Origin of the sequence: Pseudomonas sp. P108, assembly GCF_032613195.1 — a bacterium.
In the GTDB taxonomy this organism is placed as follows: Bacteria; Pseudomonadota; Gammaproteobacteria; order Pseudomonadales; family Pseudomonadaceae; genus Aquipseudomonas.
In genome coordinates, this window is the sequence record NZ_CP126691.1 from 4,653,383 (window position 1) to 4,669,996 (window position 16,614).

18 protein-coding genes are annotated in these 16,614 nt (G+C 60.7%); 12 read left to right on the forward strand and 6 right to left on the reverse strand.

All coding sequences use genetic code 11. From position 1 onward, the window contains the following. Window positions 1-239: 239 nt before the first annotated feature. Genes QOM10_RS20375 through QOM10_RS20410 form a run of 8 tightly spaced genes read left to right on the forward strand, consistent with a single transcriptional unit; the run spans window position 240 to window position 6,503 of the window. Window positions 240-1,439 carry a PepSY-associated TM helix domain-containing protein gene (locus QOM10_RS20375; RefSeq protein WP_160041257.1) on the forward strand — a complete coding sequence of 400 codons (1,200 nt, stop codon included), beginning with the start codon at window positions 240-242 and terminating at the stop codon, window positions 1,437-1,439. Then, window positions 1,436-1,978, forward strand: coding sequence for a thiamine pyrophosphate-binding protein (locus QOM10_RS20380; protein WP_127929189.1), 543 nt, complete (start codon window positions 1,436-1,438; stop codon window positions 1,976-1,978). The genes QOM10_RS20375 and QOM10_RS20380 overlap by 4 nt, the downstream gene beginning before the upstream one ends. Then, window positions 1,975-2,316, forward strand: a complete 342-nt coding sequence (locus tag QOM10_RS20385; protein ID WP_160041259.1) for a hypothetical protein — start codon at window positions 1,975-1,977, stop codon at window positions 2,314-2,316. Before QOM10_RS20380 ends, QOM10_RS20385 begins: the two co-directional genes overlap by 4 nt. Then, entirely contained in the window at window positions 2,313-2,888 is a 576-nt protein-coding gene (locus QOM10_RS20390; RefSeq protein WP_316916857.1) for a DUF6162 family protein, read from the forward strand. Before QOM10_RS20385 ends, QOM10_RS20390 begins: the two co-directional genes overlap by 4 nt. A 35-nt stretch (window positions 2,889-2,923) precedes the next feature. Further along, on the forward strand, window positions 2,924-3,853 hold the full coding sequence (locus tag QOM10_RS20395; protein ID WP_316916858.1) for a metal ABC transporter substrate-binding protein: 930 nt from the start codon (window positions 2,924-2,926) through the stop codon (window positions 3,851-3,853). Further along, complete coding sequence (locus QOM10_RS20400; protein WP_160041265.1) at window positions 3,850-4,698, forward strand: metal ABC transporter ATP-binding protein; 849 nt, start codon at window positions 3,850-3,852, stop codon at window positions 4,696-4,698. Before QOM10_RS20395 ends, QOM10_RS20400 begins: the two co-directional genes overlap by 4 nt. After that, window positions 4,698-5,597, forward strand: coding sequence for a metal ABC transporter permease (locus tag QOM10_RS20405; protein ID WP_007917717.1), 900 nt, complete (start codon window positions 4,698-4,700; stop codon window positions 5,595-5,597). Before QOM10_RS20400 ends, QOM10_RS20405 begins: the two co-directional genes overlap by 1 nt. After that, the gene (locus tag QOM10_RS20410) at window positions 5,598-6,503 is read left to right on the forward strand and encodes a metal ABC transporter substrate-binding protein (protein WP_150750738.1); all 906 of its coding nucleotides are present in this window, start codon (window positions 5,598-5,600) and stop codon (window positions 6,501-6,503) included. It begins immediately after the preceding gene. A 187-nt stretch (window positions 6,504-6,690) separates the two neighbouring features. On the opposite strand, the gene QOM10_RS20415 is transcribed toward QOM10_RS20410, so the two are convergent. The 5 genes from QOM10_RS20415 to QOM10_RS20435 form a co-directional block, all read right to left on the reverse strand. Next, the gene (locus QOM10_RS20415; RefSeq protein WP_025113201.1) at window positions 6,691-6,915 is read right to left on the reverse strand and encodes an MbtH family protein; all 225 of its coding nucleotides are present in this window, start codon (window positions 6,913-6,915) and stop codon (window positions 6,691-6,693) included. Between the two features lie 83 nt (window positions 6,916-6,998). Beyond that, window positions 6,999-8,411, reverse strand: a complete 1,413-nt coding sequence (locus QOM10_RS20420; protein ID WP_150775660.1) for an aspartate aminotransferase family protein — start codon at window positions 8,409-8,411, stop codon at window positions 6,999-7,001. Window positions 8,412-8,553: 142 nt separating this feature from the next. Continuing rightward, window positions 8,554-9,039, reverse strand: a complete 486-nt coding sequence (locus tag QOM10_RS20425) for a GNAT family N-acetyltransferase (protein ID WP_127929196.1) — start codon at window positions 9,037-9,039, stop codon at window positions 8,554-8,556. A gap of 128 nt (window positions 9,040-9,167) precedes the next feature. Beyond that, complete coding sequence (locus QOM10_RS20430) at window positions 9,168-10,490, reverse strand: ATP-binding protein (RefSeq protein WP_127929197.1); 1,323 nt, start codon at window positions 10,488-10,490, stop codon at window positions 9,168-9,170. Further along, a complete protein-coding gene (locus QOM10_RS20435) occupies window positions 10,490-11,170 on the reverse strand; it encodes a response regulator (protein WP_034155191.1) in 681 nt (226 codons plus the stop codon). Before QOM10_RS20435 ends, QOM10_RS20430 begins: the two co-directional genes overlap by 1 nt. A 258-nt stretch (window positions 11,171-11,428) precedes the next feature. Between QOM10_RS20435 and QOM10_RS20440 the strand changes: the two genes are divergently transcribed. The 4 genes from QOM10_RS20440 to dsbG all read left to right on the forward strand — a co-directional run bounded on the left by QOM10_RS20440 (window position 11,429) and on the right by dsbG (window position 15,643). Continuing rightward, window positions 11,429-12,133, forward strand: a complete 705-nt coding sequence (locus QOM10_RS20440) for a hypothetical protein (RefSeq protein ID WP_160041269.1) — start codon at window positions 11,429-11,431, stop codon at window positions 12,131-12,133. Between the two features lie 149 nt (window positions 12,134-12,282). Then, window positions 12,283-14,016 (forward strand): protein-disulfide reductase DsbD, encoded by a 1,734-nt coding sequence (gene dsbD, locus QOM10_RS20445; RefSeq protein ID WP_316916860.1) that lies wholly within the window; start codon window positions 12,283-12,285, stop codon window positions 14,014-14,016. Then, window positions 14,016-14,897: a TlpA disulfide reductase family protein gene (locus QOM10_RS20450; RefSeq protein WP_150775657.1), complete on the forward strand. Its 882-nt coding sequence runs from the start codon at window positions 14,016-14,018 to the stop codon at window positions 14,895-14,897. Before dsbD ends, QOM10_RS20450 begins: the two co-directional genes overlap by 1 nt. Beyond that, complete coding sequence (dsbG, locus tag QOM10_RS20455) at window positions 14,873-15,643, forward strand: thiol:disulfide interchange protein DsbG (protein ID WP_150750732.1); 771 nt, start codon at window positions 14,873-14,875, stop codon at window positions 15,641-15,643. Before QOM10_RS20450 ends, dsbG begins: the two co-directional genes overlap by 25 nt. Window positions 15,644-15,746: 103 nt before the next feature. On the opposite strand, the gene QOM10_RS20460 is transcribed toward dsbG, so the two are convergent. Beyond that, entirely contained in the window at window positions 15,747-16,562 is an 816-nt protein-coding gene (locus tag QOM10_RS20460; protein WP_150750731.1) for an alpha/beta fold hydrolase, read from the reverse strand. Window positions 16,563-16,614: the final 52 nt, after the last annotated feature.

A 16,614-nucleotide genomic window follows, 5' to 3' on the forward strand; every position in this document is an offset into this window, starting at 1 on the left:
TTAGTTGCAACTGGCCGTCCGCCTTCGCGAGCAAGCTCGCTCCCACAAGGGGATTTGTGGTGATCGGGGAATTGGGAAACATTTGCTTTCATATCACCTTTCGGGATTTACCTCGCTCATCCGTCCTATAGAGATGCAGGCCGTTCGCGTAGGCAAAAGCCACGTCCGGCCTTTCGGGGACTCCCGTGCTGCGAAGCCCGTAGCCACGCGCCCTTTCACCGCTATCAAGACGCGCAATCATGTCGAAGAAATCCCGCTCCAAACTGTGGTTCCTCGTTCATAGCTGGCTGGCGTTACCGATCTGGTTTTTTGTTCTGATCGTCTGTGTCACCGGCACCCTGGCGGTGGTCAGTCAGGAAATCGTCTGGCTGGCCAACCCGCAGATGCGCGCCAGTCAGCCAGCGGACGATGCACCGCGACTCGGTTATGAGGAAATCATAACGGCCATCAAAACCGCAGAACCGCTGGCACTGGTGCAACGCATCAGCCGCCCGGACGAATCCCATTTCGCTCTTGATGTCACGCTCAGCTATCCGGACGGGCGTTCGCTGGTGACCTACGTCAACCCGTATACGGGTGTTATTCAGGGTACGGCACCGCCATTCGATTTCCAGGCATTCACCCGCGCGCTGCATGGCTGGTGGCTGGTGCCTTTCACCAATGGTTATAGCTGGGGCTGGTATCTGGTATCGGCCCTGAGCTTTCCGCTGCTGGCATCGCTGATTACCGGGCTGGTGGTCTATAAACGGTTCTGGAAAGGCTTTTTCAGCCCCACGCTGCGTTTTCGTCACGGTGCGCGGATTTTCTGGGGTGACTTCCATCGCCTGAGCGGTATCTGGTCGATCTGGTTCATCGCGGTGATCTCCATCACCAGCACCTGGTTTCTGATTGAAGCGGTGCTGTCCGATAACCACATTTCCATTTCCAGCGAAGCGATCATTCCGGCCATGGCCCGTGACAGCGTGCCATTGACTGCCGATGGGCTGCCACCCGCCCGGATCAACCTGGATCGCGCCATCGAAATCGCCCAGCAAAAAATCCCCGGGCTGGAAGCCAGTGACATCAACATGCCGTTCAATGCCTACAGCCACCTCGATATCCGCGGTCGCGGCTGGTATCCCCTGATGTTCCAGAGTGCAACACTCAATCCTTACAGCGGCGATATGGCGTCCTCTCGAGTGCTGTCCGACCGCTCCTCGCTGGAATTTGTCACCGAATCCATGCGCCCGCTGCACACCGGTGATTTTGGTGGACTGTGGATCAAGCTGATCTGGTTCTTCTTCGGATTGATCCTGAGCATGATGGTGCTCAGTGGCTTGTTGATCTGGACCAAACGCACTGCCCTGGCCACCGCCAACGCGCTCAAGCGCGAGAACAAGAAACAACGCGCCAATGCGCAACCACTCATCAACCGTGAACCGTCGGAGGTCAACCTGTGAGCAAGATCACCACCGCCGTTCAACCTTCACGACTGAGCGTGTTCTGGCATAAATGGCGCTTTCACATCAACGTTCTGTTGCTGCTGATCCCGCTGGGGTTCATGCCCAAATACTTCTCCGACGCGGCGCTGTTTCGCGGTGACGCCGGCCTGGGCGAGCGTGAAATCGGTGAAATACAGGTCGGGCCGTGGAGCCTGCGCCTGGCCGAGCTGCGCAATGAAGCGCCACGCTCCGACGGTCCCGCCGGTTACCTGAAAGCCTTCAGCGCCGCGCTGTGCACCGCCTGCGTCGAGCCGGTCAAGGCAACTTACCTGCGTATCGGCAAACCGCGCAGCCTGCGCGCCGCCGGGGTGATTTTCTTCGGCACGCCTTACCGCATGGGCACGCAACTGCCGGTCCCGGTAAAAACCCCGGCCGACGCCGAACTGTGGATCACCATGGAAGGCTGGGACGGCAGCATGCATCAAGCCTCTATCCCCCTGAGTCAGGCATCGCCCGCCACGATTGCCTGGCTGAACAAACAAGGAGCCAAACCATGAGCTGCTCTTATCGCCTTTTGCGCCGGCACCTGAGTGCTGCGCTGCTGGTGCTGAGCGCCGGCTTCAGCGCCAGCGCCCTCGCCCACAACCCGATGTGCGAATGCAAAGCCATCGATGCCGAACAGATCAAATGCACCGGTGGCTTTTCCGACGGCAGCGGTGCGCCGGGGGTGACCCTCGATGTGATCGGCTACGACGAAACCATACTGGTGCCCGGCAAGCTTGGCAGCGACTCGACCCTGACGTTCAAGAAACCTGGCGCCGAGTTCTATGTGCTGTTCGACGCAGGCCCAGGCCACGTTGTCGAAATCGACCAAGCGGACATCGAATCCCCATGAGTACGCCAACCACACAAATCGTGCGCCCGGCCGGTGCCGGTCATGAAACCCTTAATGTGCTGCTGTTGTGCCTGTTGATTCTGGCAGTCGCTGGCTCAGTCGTCGCGTGGCGCGGGGTTTCCCATGAGCCGGAGCCCGTGGCGACAAATCAACTCGACGCGCGCCGCGACCTCAGCGCTTCCGAGCAAGGCATCTACGCCGACCTGCGAGTGACCCTCGACGAAATCCGCTTGCTGCGTGAAGAACAGCAAGCCCTGCCGACACCGCAGAATCTGGCCGACGAAGGCTTCGCGCCGTTTGCCCAGGATGCGAGTTCGGTCAGCCGTGGCGGTCATGCCTGGCAATTGCTGGCGGATACCGCCTATTTCGGCCATAGCCAAAACCCGGCCATCGCCGGTTCGTTCGTCATGCTGGTGAACAGCGATGACAAGGCTGCGCCAGACATCTGGCTCAACCGCGATGCCAGCCTGCAAGTGCCGACCGAATTGAGCGAAGCCGCCCTGTCCGCCGCCGGCTGGAAACAGATCGTCGCGCAATACGATGCCGGGGTTACCCGCGAACATCGCCATTGATTCCTCGCCCTCATCCGAGAGAAGACCGCTTGCCCATGTCCATTTCATCGCCTCGCCGTCCGTTGTTACGCCTTGTTTTAGCAGGCCTGTGTGCCTGCCTGCTGAGTCCGCTGGCCAGCGCCGATCAGGCCAAGCGGCTGCGCATCGGCATTACCTTGCACCCCTATTACAGCTATGTGGCGAACATCGTCGGCGACAAGGCCGAGGTGGTGCCGCTGATTCCTGCCGGTTTCAACCCGCACGCCTACGAGCCGCGCGCCGAGGACATCAAACGTATCAGCGGGCTGGATGTGATCGTGCTCAACGGTGTCGGCCATGACGACTTCGCCGACCGCATGATCGCCGCCAGCGAAACGCCGAACATCAAAACCATCGAAGCCAACGAAAACGTGCCGCTGCTGGCGGCCACTGGCGTCGCCGCCCGCGGTGCCGGCAAAGTGGTCAACCCGCACACGTTTCTGTCGATCAGCGCCTCCATCGCCCAGGTCAACAACATCGCGCGCGAACTGGGCAAGCTCGATCCGGACAACGCCAAGACCTACACCCAGAACGCCCGCGCCTACGGCAAACGCCTGCGGCAGATGCGCGCCGATGCCCTGGCCAAACTGACTCAAGCGCCAAACGCCGAACTGCGCGTGGCCACGGTACACGCGGCTTACGACTATCTGCTGCGTGAGTTCGGCCTGGAAGTGACCGCGGTGGTCGAACCGGCGCACGGCATTGAGCCGAGCCCGAGTCAGTTGAAAAAAACCATCGATCAACTGCGCGAACTCGATGTGAAAGTGATCTTCTCGGAGATGGATTTCCCCTCCACCTACGTCGAAACGATTCAGCGTGAATCCGGCGTGAAGCTGTTCCCGCTCTCGCACATTTCCTACGGCGAATACACCGCCGACAAGTACGAAAAGGAAATGACCGGCAACCTCAACACCGTGGTGCGGGCGATTCAGGAGTCTGGCGCATGACTTCCAGAGAAAACCTTTCCCCCGAAAACACCGAGTCCCCTGTGGGAGCGAGCCTGCTCGCGAAGGCGCCGGATCAGCCGACATCTTTGTTAAATGACACACCGCTATCGCGAGCAGGCTCGCTCCCACAGGTTTCGGGGCCGACTTTGGATTTTGCGCAGGTTTGTCTGACGCTGGGGCGCACGACGATTCTGGACAAAGTCACCTTCCAGGTGCAGCCCGGCAGCGTGCATGCGCTGGTCGGCCCCAACGGCGGCGGCAAGAGTTCGCTGATCAAAACCTTGCTCGGGCAAATGCCCCATCAGGGCCAACTCAGCCTGCAATGGCCCGGCGAACCCGGCACCATCGGTTATGTGCCACAGGCGCTGGAGTTCGATCGCGGGCTGCCGATGACCGTCGACGATTTCATGGCCGCCATGTGCCAGCGACGCCCGGCGTTTCTCGGTTTGAGCAAGCGTTACGCCGGCGCCATTGGTGAGGCGCTGGAACGCGTCGGCATGCAGGACAAACGCAAGCGGCGCATGGGCGCGCTGTCCGGCGGTGAGCGGCAGCGGGTGCTGCTCGCTCAAGGTTTGATTCCGGCGCCGCAATTGCTGGTGCTGGATGAACCGATGTCGGCCCTTGATGAAGCCGGGATTCAAGTGTTCGAACGTCTGCTCGGCGATTGGCGTGCAGCGGGCATCACCGTGCTGTGGATCGAGCACGATCTGGAAGCGGTCGGGCGTCTGGCCAGCCGCGTCACCGGTCTTAACCGCCGCGTGCTGTTCGATGCCTCACCGCAAGAGGCGCTGACTCCGGAACGCCTGCTGACCCTGTTCTCGACCCATCCACGGAGCGCTGCCTGATGAGTTACGAAGCCTTTCGTTTGATGGTGCAAGGCTGGGCCTCGTCCGGTTATCTGCCGGAAGCGCTGGCCTACGGTTTCGTGGTCAATGCGCTACTTGCCGGGCTGCTGATCGGCCCGGTGCTCGGCGGCCTCGGCACGCTGGTGGTGGTCAAGCGCTTCGCATTTTTCTCTGAAGCAGTGGGTCACGCGGCGCTGACCGGTGTCGCCATCGGCATCCTGCTCGGCGAACCTTACACCGGCCCCTATGGCAGCCTGTTCGGCTACTGCCTGCTGTTCGGCATTCTGCTCAATTACCTGCGCAACCGCACCGGCCTGGCACCGGACACGCTGATCGGCGTGTTCCTGTCGGTGTCGCTGGCACTGGGCGCGAGTCTGCTGCTGATTCTTGCGGGCAAGATCAATGTGCACATTCTCGAGAACGTGTTGTTCGGCTCAGTGCTGACGGTAAACGGCAACGATCTTGCGGTATTGGCCATTGTCGGTTCGCTGGTCATGGCCCTCGCCTTGCCGCTGTACAACCGCATCATGCTCGCCAGCTTCAACCCGCAGCTGGCAGCGGTGCGCGGGGTCGCGGTGAAGACCCTGGATTATCTGTTCGTGATTCTGGTGACGCTGATCACCGTGGCGGCGGTAAAAGTCATCGGCGCGATTCTGGTCGGCGCACTGCTGGTGATTCCTGCAGCGGCGGCGCGTTTGCTCAGCCAGTCGCTCAAAGGCTTCTTCTGGTGCTCGGTGCTGATCGCCACCGTCAGCACGCTGTGCGGGATTCTTGCACCCATTGTGTTCGATCTGCCGATTCCGTCCGGCGCCGCGATCATTCTGGTCGCCGGTATCGCTTTCGCCCTCGCCGCCATCGCGCGCGGGGTTGTCCCGAGCCTGAAAGGGAATCTTGGATAAATGACTTTTTCACTGCGCAAACTGACCCTGGCCATGACCCTTTGCGGCGTGATCTGCACGCCGTTGATGGCCGCCGAAAACACAAAACCGCTGCGGGTGCTGGCCTCCTTGCCCATCACCTTTGGCTTGGCTGAAGCGCTGCTCAAAGGCACCGATGTCAATCTCGAACGGGCGGCGCCAGCGAACCTGCCGGGCAGTCGTCAGAGCGCCTACTTCACGGGACGTGGCGCTCCGGCATTGAGCAAACTGGCAACCGCTGCCGATGCCGTGATTGGCGTGCGCTCGCTGTGGCCGGATGATCAGCTGTACCCGATCGCCCGCCGCAGCAATATCCGCATCGTTGAAGTCGATGCGGCGCGCCCGGTCGACGGCGCCCTGCCGGGCATTGCCGTGCAACCAGGTCTGCAGGTCGATGGCTTGAACAGCCAGCCATGGCTGGCCAGCAACAACATGGGACGTATGGCGGACGTGATGGCGGCGGATCTGGTGCGCCTGGCACCTAGCGCAAAGCCTGCGATCGAGGCGAACCTGGCGACGTTGAAGCAGCGTTTGCTGAAGCTCAGCGCCGACAGCGAAGCGCGACTGGCCAGCGCCGACAATCTGAGTGTGTTGAGTTTGAGCGATCATTTCGGCTATCTGATCGGCAGTCTGAATCTGGAGCTGGTTGGCCAGGATCCACGGCCTGATGCCGAGTGGACGCCCGAAGACCTGAAAAAACTGACGGCAACGCTCAAGGACAATGATGTCGCGATGGTGCTGCATCATCGGCAGCCATCAGACGCGGTGAAGGCAGCAATTGCCGAGTCGGGCAGCCATCTGGTGGTGCTGAGCACCGATGCGGCGGATCCGGTGGCGGAGCTGGAAGGCAATGTGGATTTGCTGCTTAAGGGTTTGAGCGGGGCTTAGTTTCAGCCGGACCGCGTTATCGTTCTTCGCGAGCAGGCTCGCTCCCACATTGGATCTGTGTCGTTCACAATTCCCATGTGGGAGCGAGCCTGCTCGCGAAGAGGCCAGCCCGGACAACACCAATCCAAGGCAATAAAAAAACCCGCTGACCGTTATCGGTACAGCGGGCTTTCTTTTGCCCGGCCGCTTATTGCGCGGCGGCCTGCCCTTCCATCTTCTGGCGCAGGCTCAGCGGACGCATGTCAGTCCAGGTTTCTTCAATGTAGGCCAGGCATTCCTTTTTCAGGCCGCTCTTGCCCACGGTGCGCCAGCCTTGCGGCACGGCTTTGTAGTCCGGCCAGATCGAGTATTGCTCTTCGTGGTTGACCACGACCTGAAAGAGGATGTCCTCGCGGTCGAATACTGACGTCATGCTGGTTCTCCATCGTTGTAAGGGTGGGCTGCACGAGGGGTGCAGCCGGGTATGTAGAAAGAACGTTCGGCGCGGCGAAAAATTTACAGCGCCGCCGTGGCAGCGGCCAAAGCGCGACCGAAGATTTCCGCAACGCGGTCGATTTCGGCAGCAGTGATCACCAGTGGCGGCAGGAAACGCACCACCGCACCATGGCGACCGCCCAGTTCCAGAATCAGCCCACGCTTGAGGCATTCGCGCTGGACCAGCGGCGCCAGTCGTGCAAACGCCGGCGGGTGGCCGAGCGCATCGAGTGTGCCGTTCGGCTCGACCAGTTCGACGCCGAGCATCAGGCCACGACCGCGAATGTCGCCCAGTTGCGGGAAGTCGCGTTGCAGGATGCGCAGGTGCTCGCTGAGGCGCTCGCCCATGGCAGCGGCGTGTTCGCAGACCTTGTGCTCAACCAGATAACGCATCACCGCAGAACCTGCCGCCATGGCCATCTGATTGCCACGGAAGGTGCCGGCGTGCGCGCCCGGCTGCCAGGTATCGAGCCAGTCGCGATAGACCACCACGGCCAACGGCAGGCTGCCGCCGATGGCTTTGGACAACACCACCACGTCCGGGGTAATACCGGCGTGTTCGAAGGCAAACATCTTGCCGGTGCGGGCAAAACCGCTCTGGATCTCGTCGACGATCAGCGCCACACCGGCCTTCTCGGTGATCCGACGCAAGCCGCGCAGCCACTCGATGTCCGCCGGAATCACGCCGCCTTCGCCCTGCACCGCTTCGACGATCACCGCTGCGGGCAGTTGCACGCCGGCTTCAGGGTCGTTGAGCAGGTTTTCCAGATAGCTCAGGTTGGCCTTGACGCCCGCCGCGCCGCCGAGGCCGAACGGGCAACGGTAGTCATACGGGAACGGCATGAACTGCACGCCACTGCTGAGCAAGGCGCCCAGCGGCTTTTTCGGCCCCAGGCTGCCCATCAGGCTCAGCGCGCCCTGGCTCATGCCGTGGTAACCGCCGGAAAACGACAGCACGGTGCTGCGCCCGGTCGCCGTGCGTACCAGCTTCAGCGCCGCTTCCACGGCATCGGTGCCGGTCGGGCCGCAGAACTGGATTTTCGCTTCAGCCGCGAGGGCCGATGGCAGCAGGCCGAACAGGTCCTGCACGAACTGATCCTTGACCGGCGTGGTCAGGTCGAGGGTGTGCAGCGGCAATTCATCGGCCAGTACCTGCTGGATCGCTTCGATCACCACCGGGTGGTTATGCCCCAGCGCCAACGTACCGGCACCGGCCAGGCAGTCGATGAAGGTGCGGCCTTCGACGTCTTCGACATACAGGCCTTTGGCACGCTTGAGCGCCAGAGGAATACGCCGCGGATAGCTGCGAGCATTGGATTCCTGCCGGGCCTGGCGGGCCAGCAATGGCGATTCATTGAACTGGTACAGCGTTTCGGCCGGCGCCGAGCTGACCCGGGCCGACGACTCTTCGATAAGGCTGGTGGCGACTGACATCTCTCGACCCCTCAATTGGCTATGGATAGTGACCAAAACAGCACACCGGACAGGTGCGCATTCCGATCGCGGGGCGCACTTGCAGGTTTTCCTGTTCTGGAAACGCTTAAGGGGCTTGAGGATTTAGCCTTTGATCGAATTGTCAGACCGGCGATGCCAGCGACTTGTGCATGGGCAGGGTTTGCAAGCCTTGGTATTCGAGGGGAGGCGCAGATTCGCGGTAGCCCAGTCGGTGATAAAACGCACGACCGGTACGCGTGCTGTTGAGGTCAGCATGAGAAGCGCCGCAAATCCGTAACCAGCCTTCCAGATCCTGGATCAACGCTCGCCCGACGCCCCGGCGAAATGACTCTGGCTGCACGTAACACAGCGAAATATCGCCACTGACCTCGGCCATGCCGACACCAACCGGTCTGTCCGCCCACAAAGCAATACATAGATAGAAGTGAGGATCGGCAAGTCGAGCGCTGATGAAATCGGCGCATTGCCGGCCGATCCATTGGCTGACGAGTAGCGGATCATTACGGTGGTCGAGCGCACAACCGATGCGAATCGAACGTTCGATGATGCGGCTGATGATACCGGCGTCGGCCAGGATGGCCGGACGAATGCAGATGGGTGCTTCCATGGCGCAGTTCCCTCAATCCATTGAGTCAAAGCTGCGTTGACCTTACCCCTCCCCCTACCGGATAGCGAACGCCGAGAAGTTACATTTGATGTGTCTGGCGCGATTTCCTTCCACAGGCTGTGCTGAAATCAGACAGGCTGCAACGGCATGGTCAGCTCGACCCGCAGGCCATCCGGGCGGCTGTCGAAATGCAGGGCACAGTCGCAGCGCTGAACGATCGCCTGGACAATTGCCAGGCCGAGGCCACATCCGGTGCTCTGGCCGTTGCGCCAGAAGCGTTGGGTCAGGTGTTGCAGATCATCCGGCGCAATCCCCGGGCCATGGTCGCGCACGACAAAACGCACGCGGTTGCCAATGGTTTCCAGGCTCAGCTCAACCGCGCAGTCTTCGGGCGTATGGCGCAGGGCGTTGTCGAGCAGATTGCGCAGCGCCGCAATCGACAGCACGGCCGGCATTTGCAGCGGTGCAACGGAAAGTCCGGTCGGCAGTTGCAATTTGATGCGCAGGCGCTCGCCCCCCGTGGCGTCCTGAATCGCCAGGCGTGCCACTTGTTCGGCGCTGCATTGCGAGCCGTCATCGAACGACAGACTGCCCTCGACCCGCGCCAGCAACAGCAGTTGTTCGAGGGTGCGATGCAGACGGTCGGCGCCCTCTTCGGCCCGCGCCAGCGACTGATCGCGGGCATTGCCTTCAGTCATGCGCGCGACTTGCAGGTGCGTCTTGATCGCCGTCAGCGGGCTGCGCAGTTCATGCGCTGCGTCACCGGTCAGGCGGCGTTCACGCTCGATGGTTTTGCCAATGCGCTGGAACAACTGGTTTTGCGTTTCGAGCAGCGGCTTCAGTTCACTGGGGAAGGTCTGGATCTGCAACGGCTCAAGCGAGTCGGCGTTGCGTCGCATCAACGCTTCACGCAGGCGATTGAGCGGCGCCAGCCCTTGGCCGATACCCAGCCACAGCAGACACAGACAACCCAGCAACGCCACCCCCACCGGCACCGACGCCGCCAGCAGGATCGACATGTTCAGGGCTTCGCGCTCGATCTGCCGGTCAGCGGTGGTAATCCGCACATCGCCTCGGGCAAGGGTGAAACTGCGCCACGGCGCACCGTCGATCATCTGATCGTGAAAGCCCATTTTCTCGGCTTCCAGCGCCTGTTCGGGGTTGTTGTGACTGCGCGCGAGGATTTCCCCGCGCAAGGAGCTGACCTGACAGGCCATGCCACCGGGGATATTCAGTTGTTCGGCACTGAAATGCGTGCCCTCGCCTTTGCTCGGCAAAGTCGGCAACTGCTCCAGCAGCCCGGCGACCATGCGCGCCGACGCCACCAGACGCTGGTCGAGGGAAAACATCATTTGATTGCGCAGATCACTGAGCATCCAGGCCGCCGCCAGCGCCCAGATCAGCGCAAACGCAGCGCCCAGGGTCAGGCTCAGGCGCAGTCGCAGACTCATCACTTGCCTTGATCTCCACCGTCAGCCGGGCCGAGACGATAGCCCAGACCGCGCACGGTCTCGACGATGCCTTTGCCCAGTTTGCTGCGCAGGTGATGGATGTGCACGTTCAGCGCGTTGCTTTCCAGCTCATCGTTGAAGCCATAAACACTGTCTTTCAACTGTTCGGTGGACAGCACCCGGCCGCGATTGTGCAGCAGCGCCTGCAACAGCGATTGCTCGCGACGTGACAAGTCCACCGGTTGTCCGGCCAGAGTGGTTTCGCGACTGCTCGGATCGTACGTCAGCGCGCCGTGCTCGATCAGGTTGACGCTGCGCCCGGCGACCCGGCGCAACAAGGTTTGCAGACGGGCGAACAGTTCACGCAGATCGAACGGCTTGAGCAGGTAATCGTCAGCCCCGGCCTGCAAGCCGTCGACACGGTCGGTGACCGAGTCGCGCGCGGTCAGGATCAGCACCGGAATTTCCAGGCCGCTCTGCCGCAATTGTTGCAGCAACTTGAGGCCATCTTCGTCGGGCAGGCCGAGATCGAGCACCATCACGTCGAATTCAGCGACTTTAAGTATCGCGCGAGCCTTCGATGCTGTGTTGACGTGTTCGACGGTCAGGCCTTGAGCACTGAGCCCCGCAACAATACCGCTGGCGATCAGCTCATCGTCTTCGCAAACCAGTACGTGCATGGGAACTCCGCAAGAAAAAACGTGAGTGAAGCAGGCGAGGATTAAGGCGCAATTATGGCCGTCACTGGCGTTATCGGGAAGCCGGGACAAAAAGCCCGTCGCGATATTCGGGCCGAACAGCAAGGAGCGCTGCCTGCCTGAAACTTTCACCCATATAAAAACCGACACAGAAACAATTCTCGCCTATATCACAGGTCCGTCGTCATTTAGCGTTGAACCTGCAACTTCACATGGATTCTCTAAAAGGATTTTATCAACATGCCACAACTTGAAAACTTCGTTGCCATCGACTGGCGCGCAGGCCCCGACCGGATTTATTTCTTCTTCAAGAACAGCGACACCTATTCTCGGTTCGATCTGGGCACACGCACTGTTTCGGACAACTATCCTGCCTCGACCTCCGGCAGTTGGGACTCGTTTGATCCGTTTACCAAAGACTTGCGCTTCGGCCTGACAACCACCTCATTCGGATTCAATAACTCGGCGGACGAAGATATTGCCTGGTTGTTCTTCTACCAGGGAACAACACCCATGGTGTGCAAGTACGATCAGGACAAGGACAAGGTCGCCGGATTCCAGAAAGTCGCCGACTCAATCTGGAAGCCGATACTGCCGTACTTTGAGCGGATCATTGCCGGCACATGGTTTCAACTGACCGGCCATCCGTTTCTGTTCCGCTTCATTCTTGATGACGGCCATTATCTCTCATTCAACGCCAGGGCAAAGACACTGACCCGCAAACCTTTCGGCGAACATCAACTCGGCGTGCTGAAACCTTATAAGGACCGAATCATCACAGCCGCCCAAAATGATCGGACGTTCGCCGACAGCTACTGGTACATCTTTCTGACCAACAACCAGTACCTGATCTACAACATTCAGACAGACCGGCTGATCTCAGGCCCGCACACCATCAATGACACTAATTGGCCGGGCCTGTTGCGAGGCGCCTCCCGAGGTTAAACCCACAAAGCAGGCGCATTTTCACGCGTGTCGGGGCTGCCCGGACGCCTGATTGGCCAATCGAGAGGGGCCTTGTAGGATACGGTTAATTATCGGTTAATCGCCGCCGCCCATTCTGCCCCCCACTTGCACAGGGACAAGGCTCCTCCATGCGTCATTTTTTTCTTTTTTTTGCACTGCTGATCTCGGGTCTGGCCCAGGCCGGGAACAATCCATTTGATACCAAACCGGAGTTTCTGCCGGTCGACCAGGCATTCGTGCTCACGTCCGAACGCCTGGAGTCAGGTGAAACCCAGCTGTTCTGGCAAATTACCGACGGTTATTACCTGTATCAGAAACGCCTGAAATTCGACGGACTGAACGCAGCACAGCAGCCGACACTCCCGGAGGGCGAATCCCACAGCGACGAGTTTTTCGGTGAGCAACCGGTCTATCGCCAAGGGCTGGAGGTGAAGATCCCGGCAGCGGCCACAGGCCAGATCAAGGTCAGCTATCAGGGCTGTGCCGATGCGGGCCTGTGCTATCCACCGCAAACCCGGGTCATTGATCTGGGCGGCAAAGCCACAGTGGCCGCAAGCACTGAAGCGCCGGATCAGGCCTTGGCCAGCAGCCTGCAACAACGGGCGCTGGGCTGGAGCTTGCTGGTGTTCTTCGGCCTCGGTCTGTTGCTGGCGTTCACGCCTTGCACGTTGCCGATGCTGCCGATTCTGGCCGGCATGGTGGTCGGCAGTGGTGCCACCCCGCGTCGCGGTTTCGCGCTGGCCGGCAGCTATGTAATCTGCATGGCGCTGGTGTATGCGGCGATGGGCGTGATTGCTGCGCTGCTTGGTGCGAATCTGCAGGCGTGGTTGCAGAATCCGTGGCTGCTCGGCACGTTTGCCGCGATCTTCGTGGTGCTGGCCTTGCCGATGTTCGGTTTCTTTGAACTGCAATTGCCGGTGGCCCTGCGCGACCGCCTCGAACACGCTTCGCGCAGCCGCAGCGGTGGCAGCCTGATCGGCGCCGGGGTACTCGGAGCATTGTCCGGTCTGCTGGTCGGCCCGTGCATGACCGCGCCGCTGGCCGGTGCGTTGCTGTATATCGCGCAGAGCGGCAATGCATTGCATGGTGGCCTGATTCTGTTTTCACTGGGCATCGGCATCGGTGTGCCGTTGTTGTTGCTGGTCACCGTGGGCAATCGCTTCCTGCCTAAGCCCGGCGCGTGGATGAACCTGCTCAAGGGCGTATTCGGTTTCCTCTTCCTCGCCACGGCGCTGTTGATGTTGCGTCCGGTACTGGATGCTTCGTTGTGGCTGGGTCTGTGCGGTGCACTGCTGTTGATCGCCGCGTTCTGCGCGTGGAAACAGTCCGAAGGTTTTGGCCGCGTCGCCCAGTTGTTCGGCGCCAGTTCGTTGTTGCTCGGCCTGTGGGGCAGTCTGCTGGTGATTGGCGCGGCGGGCGGCAGCGATGATCCGTATCAACCGTTGCATGTCTACAGTGCCGGTCGTGTCGGGACTGCGGCGCCTTCGGCTCATGACGCATTCATCACGATCAAGGATCCGGCGGCACTGCAAAGTGAACTCGATGCCGCCAAAGCCAAGGGGCAGTGGGTACTGCTCGACTACTACGCCGACTGGTGCGTGTCGTGCAAAGTCATGGAAAAACAGGTATTCGGCAAGGACAAGGTCATGCAGGCGTTGAGCGACGTGCGCCTGCTACGGCTCGATGTCACCGCTGACAACGCGGCCAGCCGTGAATTGCTCAGCCGCTACAAAGTGCCGGGGCCCCCGAGTTTCGTCTGGATCGGCACGGATGGCGAAGAACGCCGCAGCCAGCGCATCACCGGCGAAGTCGATGCCGAGACATTCCTGCAACGCTGGGCTACCACCCGGGAAGCCAATTAATGCTGACTTTCACCCTCGGCACCTTTGCCATTGCGCTTAATCACCTGCTGCTGATCAGTGCCCTGGCGCTGGCGACCTTTGTCGGCTGGCGGGTGGCCAAGCGTGGCGGCGATAACCCCGAGTCGGCGTTGTTCAGCCTGTTTCTGCTGGGCATGCTCGCAGCGCGTGTTGCCTTTGTGTTGCTGTATTGGTCGCACTATCGCAATGATCCGTGGCAGATCATCGATTTGCGCGACGGTGGTTTCCTCGCCTGGCCGGGCGTGATCGTGCTGCTGCTGGTGGCGCTGTATCGCGGCTGGCGCCGTCCGGGCTTGCGTCGCCCGCTGGGTTTTGGTGTAGCCAGCGGCGTGACGTTCTGGCTGTTGGCGACGCTGTCGCTGAACATCTATGAACAAGGCACCCGGCTGCCGGACATCTCGCTGCGCAATGCGGCTGGGGAAACCATCCAGCTCAGCGACTATCAGGGTGGCCCGCTGGTGATCAATCTGTGGGCGACCTGGTGTCCACCGTGCCGACGCGAAATGCCGGTACTGGAAAACGCTCAGCAACAGCGCCCGGACCTGACCTTCCTGTTCGTCAATCAGGCCGAAAGCATGCAAAGCGTGGCGACGTTTCTGGAAACTCAAGGCCTGAGCCTGAACAACGTGTTGTTTGACCGCAGCGGTCGGCTGGGCCAGGCCGTGGGTTCCATGGCATTGCCGACTACGCTGTTCTATAGCCCCGACGGTCGGTTGCTGAGCAGTCACCTTGGTGAGCTATCGAACGCCAGTCTGGCGCGCGCCCTGGAAAACTTCGACACCCCGACCCCGAATTCGAACCCGGCCACTGCACCGGCCACCTCTGCAAGGAAACTGCCATGCCCCGCCTCCGCCACCTGCTGACGCTGACTCTGGGCACCGCCCTGCTGCACTTGCCGTCGGTGCAGGCTGCTGAAGAGTTGCCTGCGGCGATCAAACAGATCGAAGCCAAAGGCGCGAAAATCGTCGGCCAGTTCGACGCCCCCGATGGCCTGCGCGGCTATGCGGCGCAGTATCAGAATCGCGGCATGGCGCTGTACCTGACCCCGGATGGCAAACACGTTTTACTCGGTAATCTGTACGACGCCGACGGTAAGGACTTGAGCAGTGAACCGCTGCAGAAACTGGTTTACGCGCCGATGGCCAAGGAAGTCTGGGCCAAGTTCGAGGCAAGCAACTGGATTCAGGACGGCAACAAGGATGCACCGCGCACCGTGTACCTGTTCAGTGACCCGAACTGTCCTTACTGCAACATGTTCTGGGAACAGGCTCGACCATGGGTCAAGGCCGGCAAGGTGCAGTTGCGGCACATTATGGTCGGCATCATCCGCGAGGACAGCCCGGGCAAATCGGCCGCGTTGCTGGCGGCGAAAGATCCGGCCAAGGCGCTGGAAGATCACGAGAAGGCTGGCAAGGGCAGCACGCTCAAGGTCTTGAAAGATATTCCGGTGGCGGTGCAGACCAAACTGGCGGCGAACATGCAGTTGATGGAAGACCTCGACTTGCAAGCCACGCCGGCAATCTTCTATATGGATGACAAGGGCGAACTGCAACAGCAACAAGGCGCGCCTTCGCCGGACAAGTTGGTGAAGATTCTCGGGCCTAAATAATTTTCGGTGCCTGGACTGGCCCCATCGCGAGCAGGCTCACTCCTACAGGGGAACGCATTCCAAATGTAGGAGTGAGCCTGCTCGCGATTGAAGATCACTCGGTTTAACGGTTGCGCTCGCTGAGGAAGGTAAACAACGCTTCGGTGACAAACTGCGGATTCTCCAGATTGGAGATATGCCCCGCCTCCGGCACCAGTACCCACGGGCAACCGATCAACTCGGCCATTTCCTGTGTTTCCGACGGTGGTCGCGGCTTGTCCTGATCGCCGCACATGACCAGCGTGGTCGCCGCATTCAGCTCACCCAGCCGTGGCAACAAATCATCCCGGCCAAACGTGATGCGCCCCATCGGTACGATGCTTTCGCGTAAACGATCGGACGAGTACGCCGCCAGTTTCGCGCGAAAATCCTGATACAGCGCCGACTGCGGATCGATGCCCGGGCGGAAGAAGATCGGCACGACGATATCGAGTAACTGCTCGGAGATTTCGCCGGTTTCTTCAATCTGTTTAAACAGTGAGAAGTAGTACTGGCGGGTCGGCTCAGGCTCGACACCGACGAAGGTGTCCATCAGCAACAGACCATTGACCCGCTGCGGTGCCGACAGCGCCAGACGCACGCCCCACATGCCACCGACCGACAGCCCGACGAGGGTGACCTGATCGATGTCCAGATGATCGAGCAAGGCCTGCGCCTGTCGGGCAATGTCATCCAGAGATGTCGTGCCTTCAGGCAACCGGCCCGATTCGCCATGGCCCCACAGATCCAGCGCAATCACCCGATAATGCGGCGATAACGCGGCAATCTGCGGCGCCCACATGGCCTGATCCCACAGATAACTGCCGGCCAGCAAGACTGCCGGGCCGGTGCCTTGATCAATGTAATGTAGCGCTTGTCCGTCAACCGTGAAAAAAGGCATCGACCACCCCCGCGACAAAAAAGAGAACCGGCAGACTGAGCTGCCGGTTGCT

Excerpts from the sequence above, each read along its gene's own strand:
- QOM10_RS20375 (WP_160041257.1), top strand. The coding sequence starts at position 240 with ATGTCGAAGAAATCCCGCTCCAAACTGTGGTTCCTCGTTCATAGCTGG.
- QOM10_RS20385 (WP_160041259.1), top strand. The coding sequence starts at position 1,975 with ATGAGCTGCTCTTATCGCCTTTTGCGCCGGCACCTGAGTGCTGCGCTG.
- QOM10_RS20390 (WP_316916857.1), top strand. The coding sequence starts at position 2,313 with ATGAGTACGCCAACCACACAAATCGTGCGCCCGGCCGGTGCCGGTCAT.
- QOM10_RS20395 (WP_316916858.1), top strand. The coding sequence starts at position 2,924 with ATGTCCATTTCATCGCCTCGCCGTCCGTTGTTACGCCTTGTTTTAGCA.
- QOM10_RS20400 (WP_160041265.1), top strand. The coding sequence starts at position 3,850 with ATGACTTCCAGAGAAAACCTTTCCCCCGAAAACACCGAGTCCCCTGTG.
- QOM10_RS20405 (WP_007917717.1), top strand. The coding sequence starts at position 4,698 with ATGAGTTACGAAGCCTTTCGTTTGATGGTGCAAGGCTGGGCCTCGTCC.
- QOM10_RS20410 (WP_150750738.1), top strand. The coding sequence starts at position 5,598 with ATGACTTTTTCACTGCGCAAACTGACCCTGGCCATGACCCTTTGCGGC.
- QOM10_RS20415 (WP_025113201.1), bottom strand. The coding sequence starts at position 6,915 with ATGACGTCAGTATTCGACCGCGAGGACATCCTCTTTCAGGTCGTGGTC.
- QOM10_RS20420 (WP_150775660.1), bottom strand. The coding sequence starts at position 8,411 with ATGTCAGTCGCCACCAGCCTTATCGAAGAGTCGTCGGCCCGGGTCAGC.
- QOM10_RS20425 (WP_127929196.1), bottom strand. The coding sequence starts at position 9,039 with ATGGAAGCACCCATCTGCATTCGTCCGGCCATCCTGGCCGACGCCGGT.
- QOM10_RS20430 (WP_127929197.1), bottom strand. The coding sequence starts at position 10,490 with ATGAGTCTGCGACTGCGCCTGAGCCTGACCCTGGGCGCTGCGTTTGCG.
- QOM10_RS20435 (WP_034155191.1), bottom strand. The coding sequence starts at position 11,170 with ATGCACGTACTGGTTTGCGAAGACGATGAGCTGATCGCCAGCGGTATT.
- QOM10_RS20440 (WP_160041269.1), top strand. The coding sequence starts at position 11,429 with ATGCCACAACTTGAAAACTTCGTTGCCATCGACTGGCGCGCAGGCCCC.
- dsbD (WP_316916860.1), top strand. The coding sequence starts at position 12,283 with ATGCGTCATTTTTTTCTTTTTTTTGCACTGCTGATCTCGGGTCTGGCC.
- QOM10_RS20450 (WP_150775657.1), top strand. The coding sequence starts at position 14,016 with ATGCTGACTTTCACCCTCGGCACCTTTGCCATTGCGCTTAATCACCTG.
- dsbG (WP_150750732.1), top strand. The coding sequence starts at position 14,873 with ATGCCCCGCCTCCGCCACCTGCTGACGCTGACTCTGGGCACCGCCCTG.
- QOM10_RS20460 (WP_150750731.1), bottom strand. The coding sequence starts at position 16,562 with ATGCCTTTTTTCACGGTTGACGGACAAGCGCTACATTACATTGATCAA.